This is a genomic window from Streptomyces sp. NPDC040405 (assembly GCF_055595765.1).
Map to the genome: position 1 here is coordinate 73,693 of NZ_JBVIVI010000008.1, position 20,357 is coordinate 94,049.

A 20,357-nucleotide genomic window follows, 5' to 3' on the forward strand; every position below is an offset into this window, starting at 1 on the left:
ATGTACAACAATTACGAGGCGAATCCCCCGGGCATGAAGCGTGCCCTTCACGGGATCCGAGCGACCGCGGAGGCGCCGAAGGAGGCGAAGGCCCGGTTCACTCGCCTGAGTGGGGATGTCGACGACTGGAACGGCGACGACGACGAGTTCTTCCAGCAGACCGAGCCGCAGTGGCTGGCTCAGAACGAATCCTGCCTCAATTTTCTCGACGGCGTCACCCAGCTCATGGTCGGATTGGATTCGGCCGTGAATGAGAGTCTGCGCAGCATCGGGCTGGTCCACGGGGCGGTCGAGGACAAGATCAACGAGGCCAGGCTGAACGCGGACGACTACCGTGACGGTGGCCACGGGAAGCGCTAGATGTACGACATCGAGTATCCCGAAGAGGTCGACGGCCTGCTCTTCGCCCTGCTCGGCACAAAGCCGCTGCAGGCCAAGGCGAGCAAGGCCTGGGTCAGCCGTGACCTCTACACGGATCTCGGTTCCTGGATCCTCGACATGCGCTCGCGGATCATGGACTCGATCGTCGAGGTGAGGGACTCCCTCCCGCCGAATGTGGCCGACGCCTATGAGCAGTCGTTGTCCCAGGTGGTGAACAGGAACGGCGGCGACGCCTTACAGCAGTTCGCGCAGCAGATGGATCTGTTCGCCGACAACCAGGGCAAGCTGTCCCTGCAGATCCAGAAGGCGCACTTCGAGATCATCGGCGAGATCATCGCGCTGATCCTGGAGCTGGCGATCCTGGCGGCGGTCTCCGTGTTCACCGGTGGCGCCTCGGCTTCGGAGATGATCCTGGCCCGGATGAGGGCCAGGCTGGCGATCCTGATGACGGTGGATCGTCTCCTGCGGTACATCCAGTTGTTCCCGTCGCTGACCCAGGCGATCGAGGAAGCCGTGATCAGTCTCGGCGTTCAGCTGGTGGCCATGGGCATCAATCCCCCCGATCAGCAGGGCGACGGGATCGACTGGAAGGACGTCGGAATCTCGGCGGCGGTCGGCGCACTGGCCGGATTCTTCATCGGCCACTTCGCTTCCGGGGCGTTCAACTTCAAGAGCGTCCTGTCGAATGTCTTCAAGAACAGTTTCGGCAAGGATGTTTTCGGTAAGTTCGAGATTCAGTTCAAGAATATTTTCGACACACGTAATTTTAACAACGCGGTATTCGACATTCCGTCATCGTTCGCGGCCGAGGGCTTCGGCGAGACGATCGCCGTGGCCATCATCCTGGGCAAATGGAACTGGATGGACCTCGTCGGCTCCGGCCTCAGCGGGGTGTCCGAGATATTCATGCACGGGCCCGTGGCGCAGAGTTCCGAGTCCCTGCACACCAAGATATTCCCCGACGGGAACATCTTCACCGAGTTCCAGAAGAACACCAGTGCAATCCTGATCAAGCGCCTCAGCGAGGGCATCGGAAACCATTCCACTGTCACCCCGGACGGCGGTCCGAAGAACCCCACCCCCACGCCAGACCCCCCGGCAACCCCGCCCCCTCCCTACAGCCCCTCCTCGCTGCCGCCTTACACACCCGCCCCAGGAACCGGCAACACGCCGCCGCCGGTCAACCCGATCGACCACGACACCTCCGACACCTCGTCCGTCCTGTCGTACCGCCCGGCCAACTTCAACGGGGACTCGGACCCCGACTTCTCGGACACCTCCTCGATCACGTCGTACGACAGCAGCACCATCGGCGACAATCCCGGCTCGTCCTTCACGAACACGCCGACGGTCACGCCGTCGAACATCCCGGGCGGCCCGGGCGCCACGGGTGGCTATCCGAAGAGCCTGGACCTCATCAAGGACCCGAACTCCCTCAACACGTCCCCGGAGTTCCGAAACATCGCGTCCGTGCTGGACACGCCGAACCCCATGGCCACGCCCACCGGCCCGGACGCGCTGAAGACGCAGAACCTGCCGAACAACCCGAGCGCCTTCAACAACCCGAGCACCCTGAGCAACCCGAGCATCCCGGGCTCGCTCAACACCCCCGGCTCGCTGAACAACCCCGGTGCCCTGAACGGTCCGCCGTCGAACGTCCCGGTCGTCTCGCGGTCCGACGAGGAACTCGGCGACGGCTACGACGCCCCCGCCGACACCCCCGCGCCCCACTCCGACACCGACGCGGGCCTCGACAAGAACGCGCCGCACCTCGGCGACGCCCCGCGCACCCCCGGAAACGGCGTCCCGGGTGCCCAGCGCCAGGCCGACATCATCCAGGCGCGCACCACGTACGACGACGCGCTCACCACGTACGCCGACGCCCTCCGCACCGTCGAAGAGCTGGGCAACGACGTGGAGCCCCGGGCCGACACCGGCGAGGGCACCACCGTCGCGTTCGAGGACGCCCAGGCCCGCGCCCAGCAGGCGCACAGCCAACTCCTCGACTCGGCCTCGCGGTTGCGCGAGCTCGGCGTACCCCCGCACGCCGCGGGCCCGAACGAGTCCGGCCACACCCCGCCCCAGCCGCAGCGGAACGACGACCAGCGCGAGTGGATCGCGCGGCAGCTCACGACGGAAGACCTGCCGGAGGGCCTGGCGGAGGACCTGCCCCGGCTGCACGGCCCGAACGCCACCGTCACCCCGGTCGCGCTGCGCGAGGCGGACGTCCCGCTGCCCTCCAAGTACGAAGCGGTCGCGGCGCTCCCCGGCGCGCGGATCCCCGTCAGCGAGCTGCCCCCGGTCGACCAGGTACGCCTGCTGATGGCGCAGCCCAGCCCCTGGCCGGCCGCGGTCGACACCGTGGCGGCCAACGCGTCGCTGCGGACGTGGGACGGGGCGTACGCGGACTTCAAGGGCGCGGCGCTGAACGGCGATCCGCGTCCGGCGGCGACACCGCAGCCCGCCGCGACATCGCAGACCCCGCCGCCCCAGCCCGTCAGCGCGCAGACCACCACACCGCAGCCGACCGCCGCCGACGTCGACCGGGCCTGGGACACGGCCGTCGCCCTGGTGCTGCCGCCGGTCTCGGCCCCGGTCCTGGCGGACTCCCGCCACGCCGAGGCCACGTACCGCGACGCGGTACGGCAGATCGCCGACCATCTGCTGAGGAACGGTCTGGACGCGCCGTCGGGCCTCGCGCTCGCCAACACACTCCGGAAAGACCTCGGCCAGACACCCCTCGCCACCCCCGGTGGCACCGCGACGCCCACCGAGTCGCAGGCCCCGGCCAAGCCGACCACCCCGGCCGCCCCGCTCCCGCCGAAGCCGACCGCCACCACGTCCACCGACCTCCCGGCCGACCCGGCGCCCACTCCGGCCGACACCTCGGCGTCCGTCCCCGACACCGAGGCGTTCATCGACCTCGCCGACGCCCCGGCCACCGAGCCGGTGCCCAGGTCGGTGTCGGCGCCGGTGGCGGAGACGCCGACCGGGGAGCCCGTGCGTACCGCGAACGGGGTGTGGGCCGGGCCGCGCTTCGACACGTTCGTCACCAACGCCGGGAAGAAAAAGAAGGCGTCGGGGCCGAAGGGCCACCAGGCCGCGCCCCCACCCGGAGAAGCCGCCGCTCCCGCCGCTCCCATCGCCGGGATGGCCTCCCTCTCATTGTCGGAGCAGGGAGGCGCGGAGCGGAGTTGGGGTCCCGTCGAGTCGGTGCTGCCGGTGTCGAGCCGGACCAACTTCACGGGGGATGCCGAGAAGCTCAGCAACAACCAGCGGGCCCGGATCCGGGAGTTCGTCGGGCGCGTGGTCGAGGCGGGCGCGCGGAACGTGCTGGCGGGTCTTCCGGGGCCGCGTCTGGTGGCGACCGGCTACGACGACAACGGTGAGGTGTCCGAGTCGGGCGCTGCGGGGCGGCGTGCCACGGTGGTGGCGGACGCGTATCGTGCCGGGCTTCAGCGGCCGGGTGCGGAGGGTACGTTCACGGTCGCCCCGTCCGGCCGTAAGCCCGGGGAGGCATCCGGGCAGGGTGGCGGCGCCGGGCAGGTGGTGGTCGAGTTCGAGCTGCCGTCCGGGACGGCCGCGGTGCAGCGGCTGGACGAGCTGCGCCGGGCGGATCCGGCGCTGAGCGAGGGGCCGTTCGACCCGGTTCCGCTGGCGCGGAAGATCCTGCACCTGGACGCCGCTACGCCCGTGGACGCGGCGGTGCGCGACGAGCTGTACGCGCTGGTGGACGAGGCGATGGCCGAGGGGAGGGACAAGAACCTGGGGGCCCTGGGCGCGTTCCACCTCGTCCGGCGCGGCGATGTGCTTTCCGAGGGGACGTTGCTGTTCTCCCCGGACGACGGTTCGGTGGTGGGCCGGACCTTCAAGGGACAGCAGACACCGCCACCCGTCAAGCCCGGCCCCGATCAGACCGGCAGCAACCGTCCCTACCTCGTGGACGCGGAGGGCGGACGGGACCACATCGTGGTGCCGTGGCCGGACGGTTCCACTCGCCGGGTGCCGGGCGACGAGGTGACCGAACTGCTCGCCATGGACGGGGAGCTGGCCGGCCGGGACCCGCAGGCCCTGCTGACGCTGGTGGTGCCGCACGCGGGCGACGGTGGCCTGGAGATGCCGCGGGCCATCTCCGCCGGAATCCGGCGGAGGCTGATAGTGCACAGCGGCACGCCCCAGCTCGTCTACGACCCGAACACGAAGCGGTACCGCCTCCCGCCGCTGGACCAGCGGGCGCAGGGGATACCACTGGGCAAGTGGGTCTCCGTACTACCCGACGACCTAGGCCCGGACGCCGCGTGGGCCACGGCGGGGAACGGGTTCATCATTCTGGCCGACGGCTCGCGGCTGATGGACCGGGACGTCAAGAGCGTCACCCTCACCATTCCCGGGACCAACCGGCCGGGTGGCCGTGTCGTCCTCACCGATGCCGATCTGATCGACCGGGAGGCGCTTCTCAGGGACTTCCGGGACGCGCCGTACGTCCACTTCGACCCGGTCACCAAACAGCCGCTCAGCGCCCCCGAGGACGTGCCGTGGAAGGGGCGGGACGCCTACCACTTCCTGCTGCACGGCCTCCCGGGCTTCTTCTTCGCGGTGGACGCCACGTCCGACGCCGGTCACGGCGAGGCCAGGGCCACCGCCGGCGAACAGGTCGGCGGCTATCTCAAGCGCCGCCCCAGTGTGCGGGCGCTCCCCAAGGGCACCCCGATCGTGCTGGAGGCGTTCTGGGGCGACGCCGCCTTCGACGGGTCTGTGTTCTACCTGCACGACGGCGCCGACGCGCCGTACGTGCCCAACCGGTGGGCGGTCGTCTCCCAGGCGCAGAAGGCGGTCAACGAGCTGGGGGAGGACCACCCGGTCTTCGTCCCCAACCGGGTGCACGCCCTCGCGGGGAGCAGCGCGACGGGTGAGGTCGTGCACGGGATCAACGCCACGCTCCGGGGAGAGCAGGGCGCGTGGTCGGAGTTGCGGTCGGAGCCCGGGCCGGAGGTGCTGGACCGGCTGGCGCGGGTGGCGTTCGACATGCCGGATTCCGCCCCGGTCTCGGATGCCGACCGGCACGACACCCTGACGCTGGTGCGCGGCCTGCGCGACATCTTCGGGCACGGGATCGAGGACGACAGGGACGATCAGGCGGGGGAATACCGGAAGCTCCTGCGCGGCTTCGGGGCGTTGGAGCGGATGCGCCGCGACGATCCGCAGCTGGTCGAGGCAGGTCCGTTCAGTCCGGACCTGCTGGACTTCGTGGTGCGGGCCCACCTCGAACAGCAGGGGACGCCGAAGCCGCGGCCGACCCCCTTCGCCGACGCCGCCGAACTCCAGAACGCCGTCCGGCAGGTACTGGGCGCGGCACACGGCCGTCTCCAGGGCGCGTCCGGCCCGGTCGCCCTGCACGACTTCGTCCCGCTCACCCTCCTCGACCGGGCCGCGGCCATGATGGGGCTCCTCACCCCGCAGAGTCTCGGCGCCATGGGGCTGAAGGCCCTCCCCGCCCCTGGCCACCCCCTCCGCCCCCTGGTGCTCTGGGCGCTCGCCAAGGCGGGGCCGGCGCTGATGAACCACCCGGACCCGGATGCCCTGGCGGCCGGGATCCTGCACGTGGAGGGCGCGCCGTCCAACCCGGACGCGATGCGGCAAATGGCCCTGTGGCTGATGGTGGGGGCCGCGCTGACCGGCGTCGACGTGTACGACCCGGTCGCCCTGGCCGCGTACCAGCTCAAGCGCAGCGGCCTGCTCTCCCCGGCCACGGCGATCACTTCGCCCACCGGCGGGATGACGGGCCTCAACCTGACGGGCAAGCCCCTCAGCGGCCCGCTGAACACGGGCGCCTACCGGGTGTCGACCGACGGTACGACCGGAAGCGGTGAGAGCCGCACCGCCCAGGACCCGAAGTTCGTGCTGATGGTCGACGGCGACCAGGACCACGTCGAGATTCCCTGGCGTGGCGGCACCACCCGCAAGGTGCCGTACGAGGAGGTCGTCGCGTTCGTCGCGCAGGCCCTGCGCACCACCCCGCTCTCCACCCCCATCGCCCTGATCGGACCGGACACCGGTCCCGGCGGCACCAGGATGGCGGACGCCCTGGCTGCCCGGGAGGGGACGGCCAGGGCCGTGCTGAGGCCCGCGCACCCCGCCACGGTGGTGGCCGACAGCGCGGCGAAGCAGCACACGATCGTGCTGACGGCGGACCCGGCACAGTCGAACGCCGCGGACGACTGGGGACGCACCGAGCCTCCGGCGCTGACCACGGCGCATACCCCCGGGTCGGTCATCACGCAGAGCCCGCCGCCCGCTGCCAAGGCGACCGGACCCGCGGATCCGCCGGACACCGATTCCGGCTACGACAGCGACACCGACAGCGAGTCGGGCACCAAAACGGACCCCCTCAGCCTGGCCAACTCCGCCTCCGGGGCACAGATGCCCGGCGTGGGCCAGGAGATCTCGCTGCCGGTGCACACCGCGCCGGTGACCGGTCCGGCGTCCGGGCACGGCCCCGAGCCCTCGCCGGTGACCACACTTCGGTTCGAGCCGGGGTCCACCGGTCTGTCCGAGGACGACGTGGACGAGATCTCGGAACTGGCGTACGAGGTGGCCGCGGCGGGTCTGCGGAACCAGCACGCGCGGGAGCCGGTGCCCGCCGGTGTGGTCACCGGCTACGGCGAGGGCCCGGCCGATCAGGCGCGGGCGATGGGCGAGGACCGCGCGGAGACGGTGCTCGACGAGTTCACGCACCAGCTGAACCTGGCGCTGGACGAGCTCCAGGCGGGCGTGCCGGAGGCGAACCGTCTCACCGTCCAGCACTTCGACTTCAGCTACCGCAGCGGCGGCCGCGACGTCCGGCGTCATCCCGCGCCCGGCAGGACGAGCCGGGAAGAGCTGCGGCGGCAGACCACGATCGAGGTCGTCTCGCCCGCGGCGCTGCTGGACACGCTGCGCCGCAAGGACCCCGCGCTGCGGAACGGCCCGTACGACGTGGACGCGCTGGCCCGCCGCGTCCTGCACCTGCCGCGGAACACCCCGGTGGACGACGCGGCGCGCGCGGGGCTGTACAGCCTGGCCGTCGAGGCGCACCGGGAGGGCCGGGCCGACAGCGTGACGGCGCTCGGCGCGTTCCACGCCGCCCGCCAGGGCCTGTTCCGCTCGCGCCACCGCTTCCTGGCCCCGGGCTCCCGGAGCCAGAACCGGCAGTTCACCGGCGTCGACTGGCTGGGGCTGCCCGACAAGGAGCTGTCCACCGCCCGGATCAGGACGACCACGATCCCGGAGACCGGAACGCCGACCGAGGACTGGGCGGATGCCCAGTGGCCGGACACCTCCTACGTCATCGCCGCGCCCGGTGCCCACAACAAGGTCACCGTGCCGTGGCCGGACGGCACGACCCGGGACCTGGACATCGACGAGTTCGTCGAACTGATGAGTTACGACTCGGTGTTGGCGCAGCTCCCGGATGACGTGCCGATCGTGCTCGTCATCCCGCACGCCGGCGACCGTGACGTGGAACTGCCGCGAAAGCTCGCCGCGCGCTTCGACCACATGGTGGTGGCCCACACCGGTGAGGTGACGGTCGAGCCGGGCGACGGCGGGCGGCCCGTCATCGGCCTGACCTTCCGGGAGGGGCTCCCGGAGGGCGACTGGGGCGTCACCGATGTCGACATGGCGCCCGAACCGGATGAGCGCGTTCCGGACTGGTACCGCAAGGTGGTGTCCTCGCCCGCGATCGACAGCCGTAACGGCAGGCAGACCGGGCGTTCCTCGTTCTCGCCCAGCGACCTGGCCATCCGCGAACCGGCTCTCCGGCGTGCGCACCGGATCAACAAGTTCGCCCACTTCAACCCCGTCACGGGGGTCGCTTCCGAGAAGATCCGCCTCCAGCGGAAGGTCAAGCCGGGGGCGAAGATCCGGACCTTCGTCATGCACGGAGGCCCCGGCTACGTCACCTTCCAGCTGGAAGACGGGACGACGCACCGCGCCGAGGGGCTGGAGGGGCCGCGCTGGCTCAAGAGGCGCAAGAGCTTCTCGGACCTGGGCAAGGACGACTGGCTGAACCTGCCGATCTGCTGGACCGGTACCGCCGCGGACCGCGGTCTGCCGTCCCTGCGGCACCACTCGGCGGCCGCCCCCGACGCCTTCGTGCCCGATCCGCTCGAGGACGTTTCCGTCGGACAGCTCTTCTCGAACGAGCTCCGTGTCAAGGTGAGCGCTTCCACCCGCGTGGAGGCGCTGGCGCACCACGATGCCGAATGGGTCCGGCTGCTGTTCACCGACCCTCAGGGCAACGAGTCGTGGGCGGTGGACTTCTTCCCGGAGCCCGACGGCGGGGAACTGGGGCTCCGGGCACGGGCGGCCGGATTCCACAGCGGGCCGGGGCAGCCGTCCGAGGCCGCGCTGAAACGCACACTGCGCCTGGTGCGGGCGCTGAAGCTCACGATGGGCAACGAGGTCGACGACGACGCCCACGTGACGGACGACCCCGACTACGCCACCCTGCTGCGCGGCGCGGCGGCGCTGGACCACATGTGGCGGGCCGATCCACGGGCCGCCGGCACCAAGCTCTTCACCCTCGACCTGCTCCAGCGGATCGTCGCGGCCCGGCCGGAAGGCGGGCCGGTCCCGGACCAGGACGCGTACCGCGCGGTGCTCACCGCGGCGGCGGGCGTCACCCCGGGCACGCCGCTGAGCGACTTCGTGAGGCTGCCCGAGGCGGTGGACCGGGCGGCGGCCGGGGCGACCCGGGCCGACATGGCGGACGCGGCCGTGCAGGCCCTGGGGCTGTCCGGACGGGACCAGGTGGGGGAGGCCGAGCTCGCGCGGATGTTCTGGGCGCGGGTCAAGGCCCAGGAGGCGCTGCCCGCGCCCGGCCCGGAGCTGGACGCGCTGACGGCCCGCGCGCTGCACCTGGATCCGGCCGAGGTGGACGACGAGTGGCGCGGCAGCCTCCAGTCCCTGGCCACCGTCGCGTACGCCGTGGGCCGTGACGCGTCCGACACGGTGGCACTGGCCTCGTACGACCTGGAGCACGAGGGCGCGTTCTCCGCCGATACCGAGATGCGGCTCAGGAGCGGCGGGGAGACGGTGGTGGGCCGGGACTACTCGCCCGGGCACAAGACGCCGCTCGTCGACCCGACCCGGGTCGCGACCCCCGACGGGCTCTCGACACCGGAGTGGGAAGCCGCTGGGGCCACGCCCTACGTGGTGCGCGCCGCGCTGGACCCCAAGGATCCGGAACACTACATCTGGCTGTACTACGACGGGGTGCGGCGGCGCGTTCCGGTCGAGGACTTCATCGAACTTCTCGCCAACGACCGGCCGTTGCTCGGCACCGGGCTCAAGACCCCGGTCCTGCTGGCCATCTCGGAGCTGGACCGGCTGGCCCCCGACCTGGCGGACCGCGTCGGCAAGCGGCTCGGCCGGGTCGTCTACTCGACCGCGTACCCCCTCGGGCTGTCCCAGCCCGATCCGCAGCGGCCCCCGGTCCTGCGGCTGAAGTCCTCGCCGCACCTCGCGGAAGCACCGACGGGCAACAGCTTCACCGCCAAGCATCCGGCCGGGGCGGCGGCGCCCCCGGTGAGCCCCGTATCGCCGGCACCCCCGGAGACCGGTGACGCGGCCGTCCTTCCGCGGCCGGACACCACGCCGCCCGTACTCGGCCCCGGGCCCGACACTGACACCGACAGTGACACCGAATCCGTACGCGATGCCGACTCCGTTTTCGACGCCGCCTCCGTGTTCGACTCGGACACCGACAGCGACCCGGGTACCGACACCGACTCCCTCTTCGACTCGGCCACCGGCCTCGACTCCGAGACCGCGTCGTTCTTCGGGCTCGACGAGGTGCCGCCGGCCAAGCCGGAGCAGCCGCAGCCGCGGGCGTCGTCCGGGCAGGCGATGCCCGGAGTGGGCGGTCAGGTCACCCTGCCGGTGCACACCGCGCCGGTCACGAGCCCGGCCGTCACCCCCGTATCCACCGCGCCGCGGACGACGCCGGTGGCCTTCGCGCCGAAGTCCGCGGAGGTGTCCAGAAGCGCCGGGAGGACGCTGGGACGGCTGGCCTACCAGGTGGCCCAGGATGCCCTGGCCAACCCCGACCGGCAGATCCCGCCGGCCTCCGTGATCCTCACCGGGTACGGCGAGGGCACCGACGCGCAGGCGGACACGGAGGCCGACGAGCGCGCGGCCGCCGCGTTCGACGAGTTCATGATGGCCCTGGACCTGGCGCTGCAGCAGCTCCAGTCCAAGGCCCCCGCGGGGGCGACCCCCCTGAAGGCCGACGACTTCCGCGTCGAATGGCGCGGCCACGGCCGCTACGTCGGACAGCCCACCCCGCCGGGCACGGATGTGGCGGCGCTGCGGCGCCGGGTGACGGCCGACGTCGTCCCGCCGCTGACGCTGCTGAACGACCTGCGCAAGGCCGATCCCGACCTGCGGTACGGGCCGCTGGACGTGGACGCCATGGCCCGCCGCCTCCTCCACCTCCCCGCGAACGCCACCGTGGACGCCGATGTCCGCGACCGGCTCTACGACCTGGTGACCTCCGCGTACCTGGACGACTGGGCGGACAGCCTGGGCGCGCTGGGCGCGTACCACGTCGCCCAGCAGGGTGTGCTCTCCAGCAAGCGGAAGCGCTACTTCACGGTGGGCGGCCAGCGCTTCCCGGGCCTCAACTGGGGCCCGGAGACCGTTCGCGCGCTGCGCACCAGCAAGGTGGCAGTGATACGCAAGCGTTCGGACGGCCGCCTTGAGGTGACCGGCGACAAGGACGCCCCGTGGCAGGGCGCGCCGCGGCCCTACATGGTGGAGGCCGAGGTCGGCCACGACAGCGTGACGGTGCCGTGGCCGGACGGTACGACCCGGGACCTGACCATCGACGAGTTCGTCGAACTGGTCGCGCGCGACCTGGAACAGGCCGGCCTGGACCCGGACGCGCCCATCGTGCTGGCCGCTTCCCGCGCCGGTGACCGGGGGCTGGACCTGCCGCGGCTGCTGGCGGAGCGGACGGGCCGGACGGTGTGGGCGCACAGCGCCAACGTCGCGGTCGGCCACCTCGGGTCGGGCGTGTACGCGGTCGGCGCTGTCGGCGTGCGGGGCGACATCCGGGGGGACTGGATCCCCAGCGTGCCCGGTCTGGCACCCGACCGCACCGCGGACGCCCCGGCCTGGTGGCGCAAGGTGGTCAGCCGGACCCTGGTCGGCGCGAGGACGGGGCTGCGGTTCGGCCGTACGGCGATCAGGCCCGAGGAAGTCGCCAAGAAGAATCTCGAAGAGGGGCAGCGTCATCTCGACTCGATGACGCACTACTCCCACTACAACACCGCAGTGCGGAACTTCGTCTCCGGAAAGATCCCGCTGCCGGCCCGGGGCAAGCCGGGAGTGCGCAGGTACTACTTCGACGCGCACGGCGGGCCCGGCTACATCGCGTTCCCGCTGGACGACGGCACCTACTACCAGGCATGGGAAGAAGAAGGGGCGCAGTACCTCGCGCACCGCAGGAGCGTGCAGGAGCTCGACAAGGACGACTGGATCGAGCTGGTGATCTGCTGGGCCGGTTCGCCCCGGCACCGTGGTGTGAGCGAGACGTTCGAGCGCGGAGTCGGTGAACCCTCCTTCGCCGGATCCTTCGTCCCCGACCCGCTCGCGGACGTCGCCGTGGGGCAGCATTTCGCGAACAAGACCCGGAAGAAGGTGAACTGCACCGTCCGGCTGGACGGGACGTCGCCCCGCCAGGGCGAGCAGATCCGGGTCCTGTACACCGATATCCGGGGGCGGCGGGGGTCCTACGAGCAGTACTTCCCGGAGCCGGATGCCGAGGAGCTGGACCGCCGGGCGGAGGCGATCGGGTACCACACGGGTCCGGGGCCGGTGTCGGAGGAGGCGAGGAAGGCGACGCTGCGGCTGGTGCGGGCGCTGCGGCTGACACTGGGCAAGGAGATCGACGACGACGTACGGATCGGGCAGGACCCGGAGTACGCGGAGCTGCTGCGCGGGGCCGCCGCGCTGGACCGGATGTGGCGGCTCGACGCGCGGTTCAGTGACGCGGGCCCGTTCACCCTGGACTTCTTCCAGCGGGTCGTGGCGGCGACGCTTCCCGAGGGCACACCGGCGCGCCAGGACGACTACCGGGAGGTGCTGATCGCTGCGGCGGGCAACCCCCCGGGGACGAGGCTGGACGACTTCGTGACCTTGTCCGCGTCGCTGGACCGTGCCGCCCGCTGGCTCAAGACCGAGAACGTCGTCGACGCGGCCGTCGAGACGCTGCTCCTGGCCGGACCCGACGCGGTGGGTGACGGCGAGCTGTCCCGGATGTTCTGGGCGCGGGTCAAGATGCTGGAGGCGTGGCGGGAGTCCGACATCGACCGGCTGGCCGCTCAGCTCCTGGCACTGCCCTCCACCGCCGAGGTGAAGACCCCGCACCGCGACTTCGTCCGCAAGCTGGTCATGACGGCGTACGTCGACGGGCTCGACGGTTCCGACCCGGATGTGCTGGTCGGGTTCCACCTCGACAACAAGGGCGCCCTGGCGGACAACACCGCCCTGCACGCGCCCCAGGTTCCGGACGAGGTGTCCGGCCGCGACTTCCTGCCCGGGGCCAAGGGCGACTTCCCGTACCTCTCGAAGTTCTGGGTCTCCGGGGCGTTGGATGACGCCCCCTGGGCGGGGAAGGACGCGGACGGCAGGAGCAAAACCCTTCCCTACGTGGTGCGGGCCACGGTGGACCCGAACGCCACTGGCCGTGTGCTCGTCACCTTCAGGTCCACCACCAGGAGCCTGACGCCCGAACAGTTCGCCGAGCTGCTGAACCGGGACGAAGGGCTGCGCAGCCTGCCCTTGACGACGCCGGTCCTGTTGGACATCGCCGAACTCGACCGCCACATCCCCGGGTTGGCGCGGACCCTGGCCCAGCAACTCGGCCGGCGGATCTGGTCGACCTCGGCCATTTCGCGTCAGACGATGCTCAAGAACGCCGTGCGCCCGGTGCTGGCCCTGATCCCGTCAGCCCAGGGCGGCAGCGGCCGGACCGCCCTGGAATGGCGCGCCACGGACCCCGTCGACCCGCAGAACCCGGAGACCTCGCCCCTTCCGGTCCCGCCCCCCGCCAGCCGTTCCGCCGCGGAGGCGATGTCGGCTCCGGCGGTGGGGCGGGCGTTCGCGGTGCGGTTCGACGCGGGTTCGGCGATGTTGTCCGAGGACGATGTGGCGGATATAGAGGATTTGGCGCGTGAGGTGGCGCCGTCGGTGTTGGCGGAGTGGCGTGCGGGGCGGCCGTTGCGGTCTTTTGTGGTCACCGGGTTCGGTGAGGGGCCTGGGGATCAGGCTCGGGTGTTGGGTCAGGAGCGGGCCGAGGTGGTTCTGGAGTGGTTCCAGGAGCACTTGGACGATGCGTTGATGCGGCTTCAGGCGGAGGACACTCCGTGGGTGGATCGGCTGACCACGGAAGGGCTCCGGTTCACCGCGCGCAGCCGTGGCGGGGGACTGGAGTCCGGGATGGACCCGGAGGCGCTGCGGCAGACGACCATCGAACTCACCACATCGATGGAGCCGTTCAGGGCTTCCGAGTCGGACACCGAGTCGGACACCGAGTCGGTCCTCTTCGACTCCGGGAGCGATTCCGGGAGCGACACCGACGTCAGCTCGGTCTTCGATTCGGATTCCGACTCCGACACCGAGTCGGTCGTCGCCCCCGACGACGCACCGGCCGCGAAGCCCCGGCCGCGGGTCCGGCCGCAGCCCGGGCCGGTGCTGCGGTCGGCGCCCGGTGCGCCGATGCCCGGGCTGGGCTCGGCGACGTCGCTGCCCATTCACACGGTTCCGGTCACACCCCCGGCCGCCGCGTCCGCGCCCGCGCCGCTGACGCGGGTGTCCTTCGCGCCGGGGACCGACGCGCTGTCCGAGGACACCGGGACGGCGCTGAGGGACCTGGCCGACCAACTCGCCCGGACCGGGCTGGACCAGCGCACCCAGGGCCTCGTCAAGTCCACCGCGATCATCCTCGGCTACGGCGAGGGCCCGCCGCAGCACGCGGAATCCGAGGCGCTGCGGCGCGCGGCCGCCGTGTACGAGCGGTTCATGGACGACCTGGACCTCGCACTGGAACGCCTCCAGGGGAATGTCCCCGTGGACAGCCAGATCACGGCGGACGACTTCCACATCGTCTGGCGCGGCCGCGGCGCGGACGTGGGACAGACGGGCACCGCGCCGGACGCGGACGTGGCGGCGATGCGCCGTCAGGTGACGATCGAACTCGGCGACCCGGTCGCGACGCTGAACGCCCTCCGGCTCACCGACCCCGACCTGGCGAGCGGCCCGCTGGACCTGGCTGTCATCACCCGCCGCATCCTCCACCTCGACCCGACCGCGCCGGTGGACACGGACGGCCACGAGCGGCTGTACAAGCTGATCACCGACGCCACCGCGGACGGCTGGGCGACCAGTCTGGGGGCGCTGGGCGCGTACCACGCCTACCAGCAGCGCGTGATCGCCCCGGATCGGGATCGCTACTTCACGGTGGGCGGCACCCGCGTCCCGGGCCTCAGCTGGAACCTCGGCAAAGTGGTCGAGCTGGATCCCGACAACGTCGAGTACGTCTACCGGCCCGCGGCCGGATCCGACTTCGTGACCAGCGACTTCGCTCCGTGGCGAGGCGGGCCCAGACCCTACTTCGTGGCGGCCTCGGGCCTGCACAACACGGTGTCCGTGCCGTGGCCGGACGGGACGACCCAGGTACTGGGCATCGACGAGTTCGCCGAGCTGGTGGCCCGCGATCTGGAGCGGGAGGGCCTGCCGAAGGACCACCCGATCGTGCTGGCCGTTCCGTTCGCCGGTGACCAGGGGCTGGATCTGCCGCGGCTGCTGGCGGAGCGGACCGGCCGGACGGTGTGGGCGCACTCCGGTAAGGCGCTCATGAACGCCCAGAAGACCGCCAACGTCTCCGTGCTCTTCGAAGAGAACCGTCACCGGGGCGACTGGATCCCCAGCGTGCCCGGTATGGCGCCCGACCGCAGGGCGGACGCCCCGGCCTGGTGGGCGAAGGTGCAGACCCGGACCCTCATGGACCTCGGGTCGCAGCGCCAGGCCGGCCGTTCCGGCCTGCCGGAAAGTGAAGTCGTCGGAAAGACGGAGACCGACCAGCGTCATTTCGCCACCGTGACGAAGTACGTCCACATGAACGAGGTCACGTGGAGCGCGGTGTCGGGGAAGATCCCGCTGCCGTCCTCGGGTACGACGTACACCTGGGACGGACACGCCATCCCGGGCGCGATGGGCTTCGTGCTGGCGGACGGCAGCGTTCATCTCGCCCCGGCTCGGGAGGGGGCGCGATATCTCGCGCACCGCAAGAGCGTGCGGAATCTTCCCAAGGGCGCCCGGATCCGACTGGTTTCCTGCTGGGGCGGCTCCCCCCATGACCGTGCCGTTCCGGGCACCGCCTATGCGGACCAGGTCTTCCCCGGGGCGCTGCACTCCCTGGAGGGCGTCTTCGTTCCCGATCCGCTCGACGATGTCGCGGTCGGGCAGCACGTCGCGAACGAGACCCGGTTCAAGGTCAGCGCCTCCACCGGGGCGGTCTCGGTGGGCTTGATCGACGGCGAGTACGTTCTGATGTCGTTCACCGACCCCCAGGGGCGGCTTAGGCTCTTCGTGGACTTCTTCCCGGAGCCGGACGCGCAGGAGCTGGATCGCCGGGCGGAGGCGATCGGATACCACACGGGTCCGGGGCCGGTGTCGGAGGAGGCGAGGAAGGCGACGCTGCGGCTGGTGCGGGCGCTGCGGCTGACGCTCGGGAACGAGACCGACGACGATGTCCGGATCGACCAGGATCCGGCGTACGCGGAGTTGCTGCGCGGGGCCGCCGCGCTGGACCGGATGTTCCGGGCCGACCAGCGGTTCCAGGGCGTGGGCCGGTTCACCCTGGACTTCTTCCAGCGGGTCGTCACCGCCCGGCTGCCCAAGGGACAGACCGAGGCCCGTCACGACGACTACCGCGCGGTGCTCACCGCCGCGGCGAACGCGGCTCCCGGTACGGCCCTGACGGCCTTCGCCCCGGGGCTTCCGGGGGCCCTGGACGAGGCGGCCACCTGGCTGAGCGGTGTGGACCCGGTCAAGGACGCGGCCGAGGCGCTGCAACTGGGCGGCCCGCAGGACGTGGGACCCGCCGAGCTCTCCCGGCTGTTCTGGGCCCGGGTCAAGGTGTACGAGGCCCTGGCCCAGCCCGGCGTGGACCTCGACCGGCTCATCGTCCAGGCCCTCGACGCGGTGCCCGACGACGCCATGCGCGACGCCACCCGGTGGATGATGACCGTGATGTTCGCGGGCGGGCAGGACGGGGCCGACCCCGCGATGCTGAGGGCGATGTACGTAGCGGGCGTGGGCGCCCTGACGAACACCACCGCCCGGTTCCGCCCCGACGGAGATCCGGGGCTGGCGTCCGAACGCCATTGGGTGGACGCGCCGAACACCCCGCCCCTGAACTTGTCGAAGGTCATGACGCCGGGCGGTCTCGAAGACGCGCCGTGGGTGGGGGGCAAGGACGCGGTGGGCCGGGACAGGCCGGATCCGTATGTGGTGCGGGCCACGGTGGACCGCAGAAACCCGGGCAAGGTCCGGGTGTTCGCCGACGGTGAGCACCACAGCATGACGGCCGCGGAGTTCGTCGAACTGGTGGCCCACGACCGGCATCTGCTCGTCAAGCCGCTGGAGGCGCCCGTCTTCCTGGACATCTCCGAACTCGACCAGTACGTTCCCGACCTCGCGCTGGAACTCGCCCAGCGGCTGGGACGGCAGGTCTGGACGACCGACTTCCCCACCGAGCGGACCACGCCGCCCGGCGCCCGGAACTCGCTGCTCTCCCTGAAGCCGATGTCCCCGGGCGGTCCGGCACCGATGGCCGTGGACATCCTCGTCACGAACCCCGTCTTCCCGAACGCTCCGGCCGACGCCCCGCTCCCGGTGCCGCCCCCGGCGCCCCGGAGCGCCACGCTCCCGCCCCCGGTGACCGCGCCGTCGCCCTGGGGAGCACCGACGTCGGCGCTGCCGCCGCTGCCCCCGGCGCTCCGGCGCGCCCTGGCGAAGGCGCCCGCCCCGGCGGTCCCGGCTCCGGCCCTGTCCGCGGACCGGATCGCGGAGCTGGCCGCCCGGATCGACTCGGACCAGGTGCACACCGTGCCCGTCGGGGATCCGGCGGCCGCTCCGGTCACCACGGCGCCGTCCGCTCCCTCCGCCACGCCCGCCGCCTCTTCGTCCGGGCCGTCCGCGCTGCCGCGGTCCACCACGGTGGCGTTCGACGGGCAGTCTGCCGAGGTGTCCGCGGACGAGGAGGCGCAGATCGCACGGCTGGCGGCCCGGGTGGCCGAGACCAGCTCGCGGAACAAGCGGGCGAGGCTGCCCAGGTCCCCGATCCGCATCACCGGATACGACAGCGGAACGGGCCGACAGCTCGCCCGCGCGCGGGCCGACGCGGTGGCCGCGGTGTTCCGGCGCCACCTCGGCCGGGCGCTGACCGCGCTCGGCGCGGCCGGCGAGGGCCTGTCGACGCGCGACTTCACCATCCTCGTGACGACCGGCGGCAACGTGGTCGGCGGCAAGACGTCACCGGGCCCGGCCGCCGCCTCGGTGACGATCGGGATCACCGCCCACCGGCACGCGGCGACGGCACTGCGGCTGGACGAGCTGCGGCAGGCCGAGCCCGATCTGCGGGACGGTCCGTTCCGCCTGGCCGCCCTGGTCAGGCGCGTCCTGGGCCTGGACGACGCCACGCCGCTCACCAACGCCCTTCGCGCGGACCTGTACGCGGTGACCGACCTGGCGATGAGGGACGGCCGCGCGGGCAGCCTGGCGGAGGTGGCGGCGTACCGCGCCGAGAAGGACGCGGAACGCTACGCGAACCACCGCTTCACCACGGACGGCACCCGGGCCCCGGGCCTGAACTGGACGGGAGTGCCCGGCCAGGAGCTGTACACCGACACCTTCGGCCTTGTGGAGGAGCGGCCGGGCACCACCCCCCGGATCCTCGATTCGAAGGTCCCGGGGTGGCGGGGCGGCCCCACGCCGTACCTGCTGGCGGCCACCATGAACGGCGACCGGGTAATGATCCCGGCGCTGGGCGACACGACGCGGGCCGTGAGCGTCGAGCGGTTCGTGGAGGAGGTCCTGAAGGACCCGGAGCTGGCGAACCTCCCCGCGGACGCTCCGATCGTGCTGGCCATGCCGTTCGCGGGCGACGGCGAACAGCACCTGGCGCGGCTGCTGGCGGAGCGGACGGGCCGCACCGTATGGGCGCACAGCGGCGACGCACGGCTGATGACGACGCCGGACGGCCGTCTGGCCGTAGCGGTCTTCACGGCCTCCGGGCGCCCGGTGGGCGCGTGGTTCCCCGTCCCGCCCGGCATGCTGCCTGACCCGGACGAGGCGGAAGGCGGGCACGGCGAGGACTGGCACGAGGACGTGCTGTCCTCGCCGCTGGCCAGCGAGCGAGCGGGCTCGCAGATCGGCCGCGCCTCCTTCCAGCCCGCGGAGCTGGCCGTACGGGAGGAGGCGTACAGCCACCTCGACCAGGTGACGAAGTACGTGCACTTCAACTTCGCCACCAGCACGTTCTCCAAGTCGTTCCCCCTGGAACCGGCCGCCCGGGGGCGGATCAAGGCGTTCTTCGCCGCCCACGGCGGGGCGGGCTTCACGTCCTTCGCCCTGGACGACGGGACCACGCACCGGGCGTGGGGCGCCGGGGGCGCCAAGTGGCTGAAGAAGCGCAAGAGCTTCACCAACCTCCTCCAGAACAAGGAGGAGGACTGGCTCGGCCTGGTGACGTGCCGGTCGGGTTCCGCCAAGGGCAGCACCGTCCCGCCCCGTCGCGCCTACGGGCGGAACAACCCCGGCGCGTTCGTGCCCAACCCGCTCCGGGAGGTCCCGCAGGGCCAGCACTACGCGAACGAGATGCGGAACAAGGTGAGCGCCGCCACCGTCCGCTCCGGCGTCTGGTTCGTGAACGGCGAGTACGTCCGCGCCCTGGTGACCGACCCTCAGGGGCGCTGGGGGTCGTACGCGGAGTTCTTCCCGGAGCCGGAGACCGACGAGCTGGACCGCCGGGTGCGCGCCATCGGGCTGCACAGCGGCCCGGGGCCGGTGCCAGAGGAGGCGCGGCAGCGGACGCTGGAGCTGGTGCGGGCGCTGAAGGAGACGCTGGGGAAGGAGGTCGACGACGACGTTCGCGTCGAGCAGGACCCGGCGTACGCGGAGCTGCTGCGCGGGGCCGCCGCGCTGGAGGCGATGTGGCGGGACGACCCCCGCTTCGGGCAGGCGGGCCCGTTCACCCTGGACTTCTTCCGGCGGGTCGTCGCCGCGAAGCTCCCCGCGGGACAGGCGGAGCCGAGCCGGGCCGACTACCGCGCGGTGTTCGCCCAGGCCCTCGACAGCGGCCCCGGTACGCCGCTGGGCGAGTTCGTGGCGCTGCCGCCGGCCGTGGACCGGGCCGTCGCCTGGCTGAGCGGCCCGGACGTGGCGCAGGAGATCACGGATGTCCTCCAGCTGTCCGGTACGGACGAGGTGGGCGAGGACGAGCGCTCGCAGGTGTTCTGGGCGCGGGTCAAGGCGCACGAGGCACTGGGCGCGCTCGACGCCGCCGCCCTGGACGCCTACACCGCGCGGGTGCTGCACCTGGACCCGTCCGAGGTGGACGACGCGCGGCGGGACCAGGCGCGGAACCTGACGGCCGCGACGTACGCGGTCGGCCGCGACGGGGCCGACCCGGCCCAGGCGGGCGCCTACCGGATGGAGACCGAGCAGGCCCTGTCCGACGCCACGGCCATGCCCCCGGTCACGGCGGGCGACCCGTCGGCCGGACGCCATCTGCTGGCCACTCCGCGGGGGGACGCCCCCGTGGACCTGTCGAAGGTCCACACCCCCGGCGGCACGGTGGCCGCGCCGTGGCACGGGAAGACCGCGGAGGGGAGGGACCGGCCGAGGCCGTACGTGGTCCGCGCCGAGCT

At 72.1% G+C, this 20,357-nt stretch carries 2 protein-coding genes (1 of these 2 running past the window's edge); both read left to right on the plus strand.

What is annotated here, in order from left to right; translation table 11 throughout:
* On the plus strand, positions 1-360 hold the full coding sequence (locus ACZ59A_RS29600) for a hypothetical protein (protein WP_470964644.1): 360 nt from the start codon (positions 1-3) through the stop codon (positions 358-360).
* Positions 361-20,357, plus strand: partial view of a lonely Cys domain-containing protein gene (locus ACZ59A_RS29605; RefSeq protein ID WP_470964647.1) — the beginning only. Its footprint extends 27,802 nt past the window's final position; the window shows 19,997 of its 47,799 coding nt (coding positions 1-19,997); it begins with the start codon at positions 361-363; the stop codon falls past the right edge of the window. It begins immediately after the preceding gene.

Coding starts and splice junctions, on each gene's coding strand:
- ACZ59A_RS29600 (WP_470964644.1), top strand. CDS start 1: ATGTACAACAATTACGAGGCGAATCCCCCGGGCATGAAGCGTGCCCTT.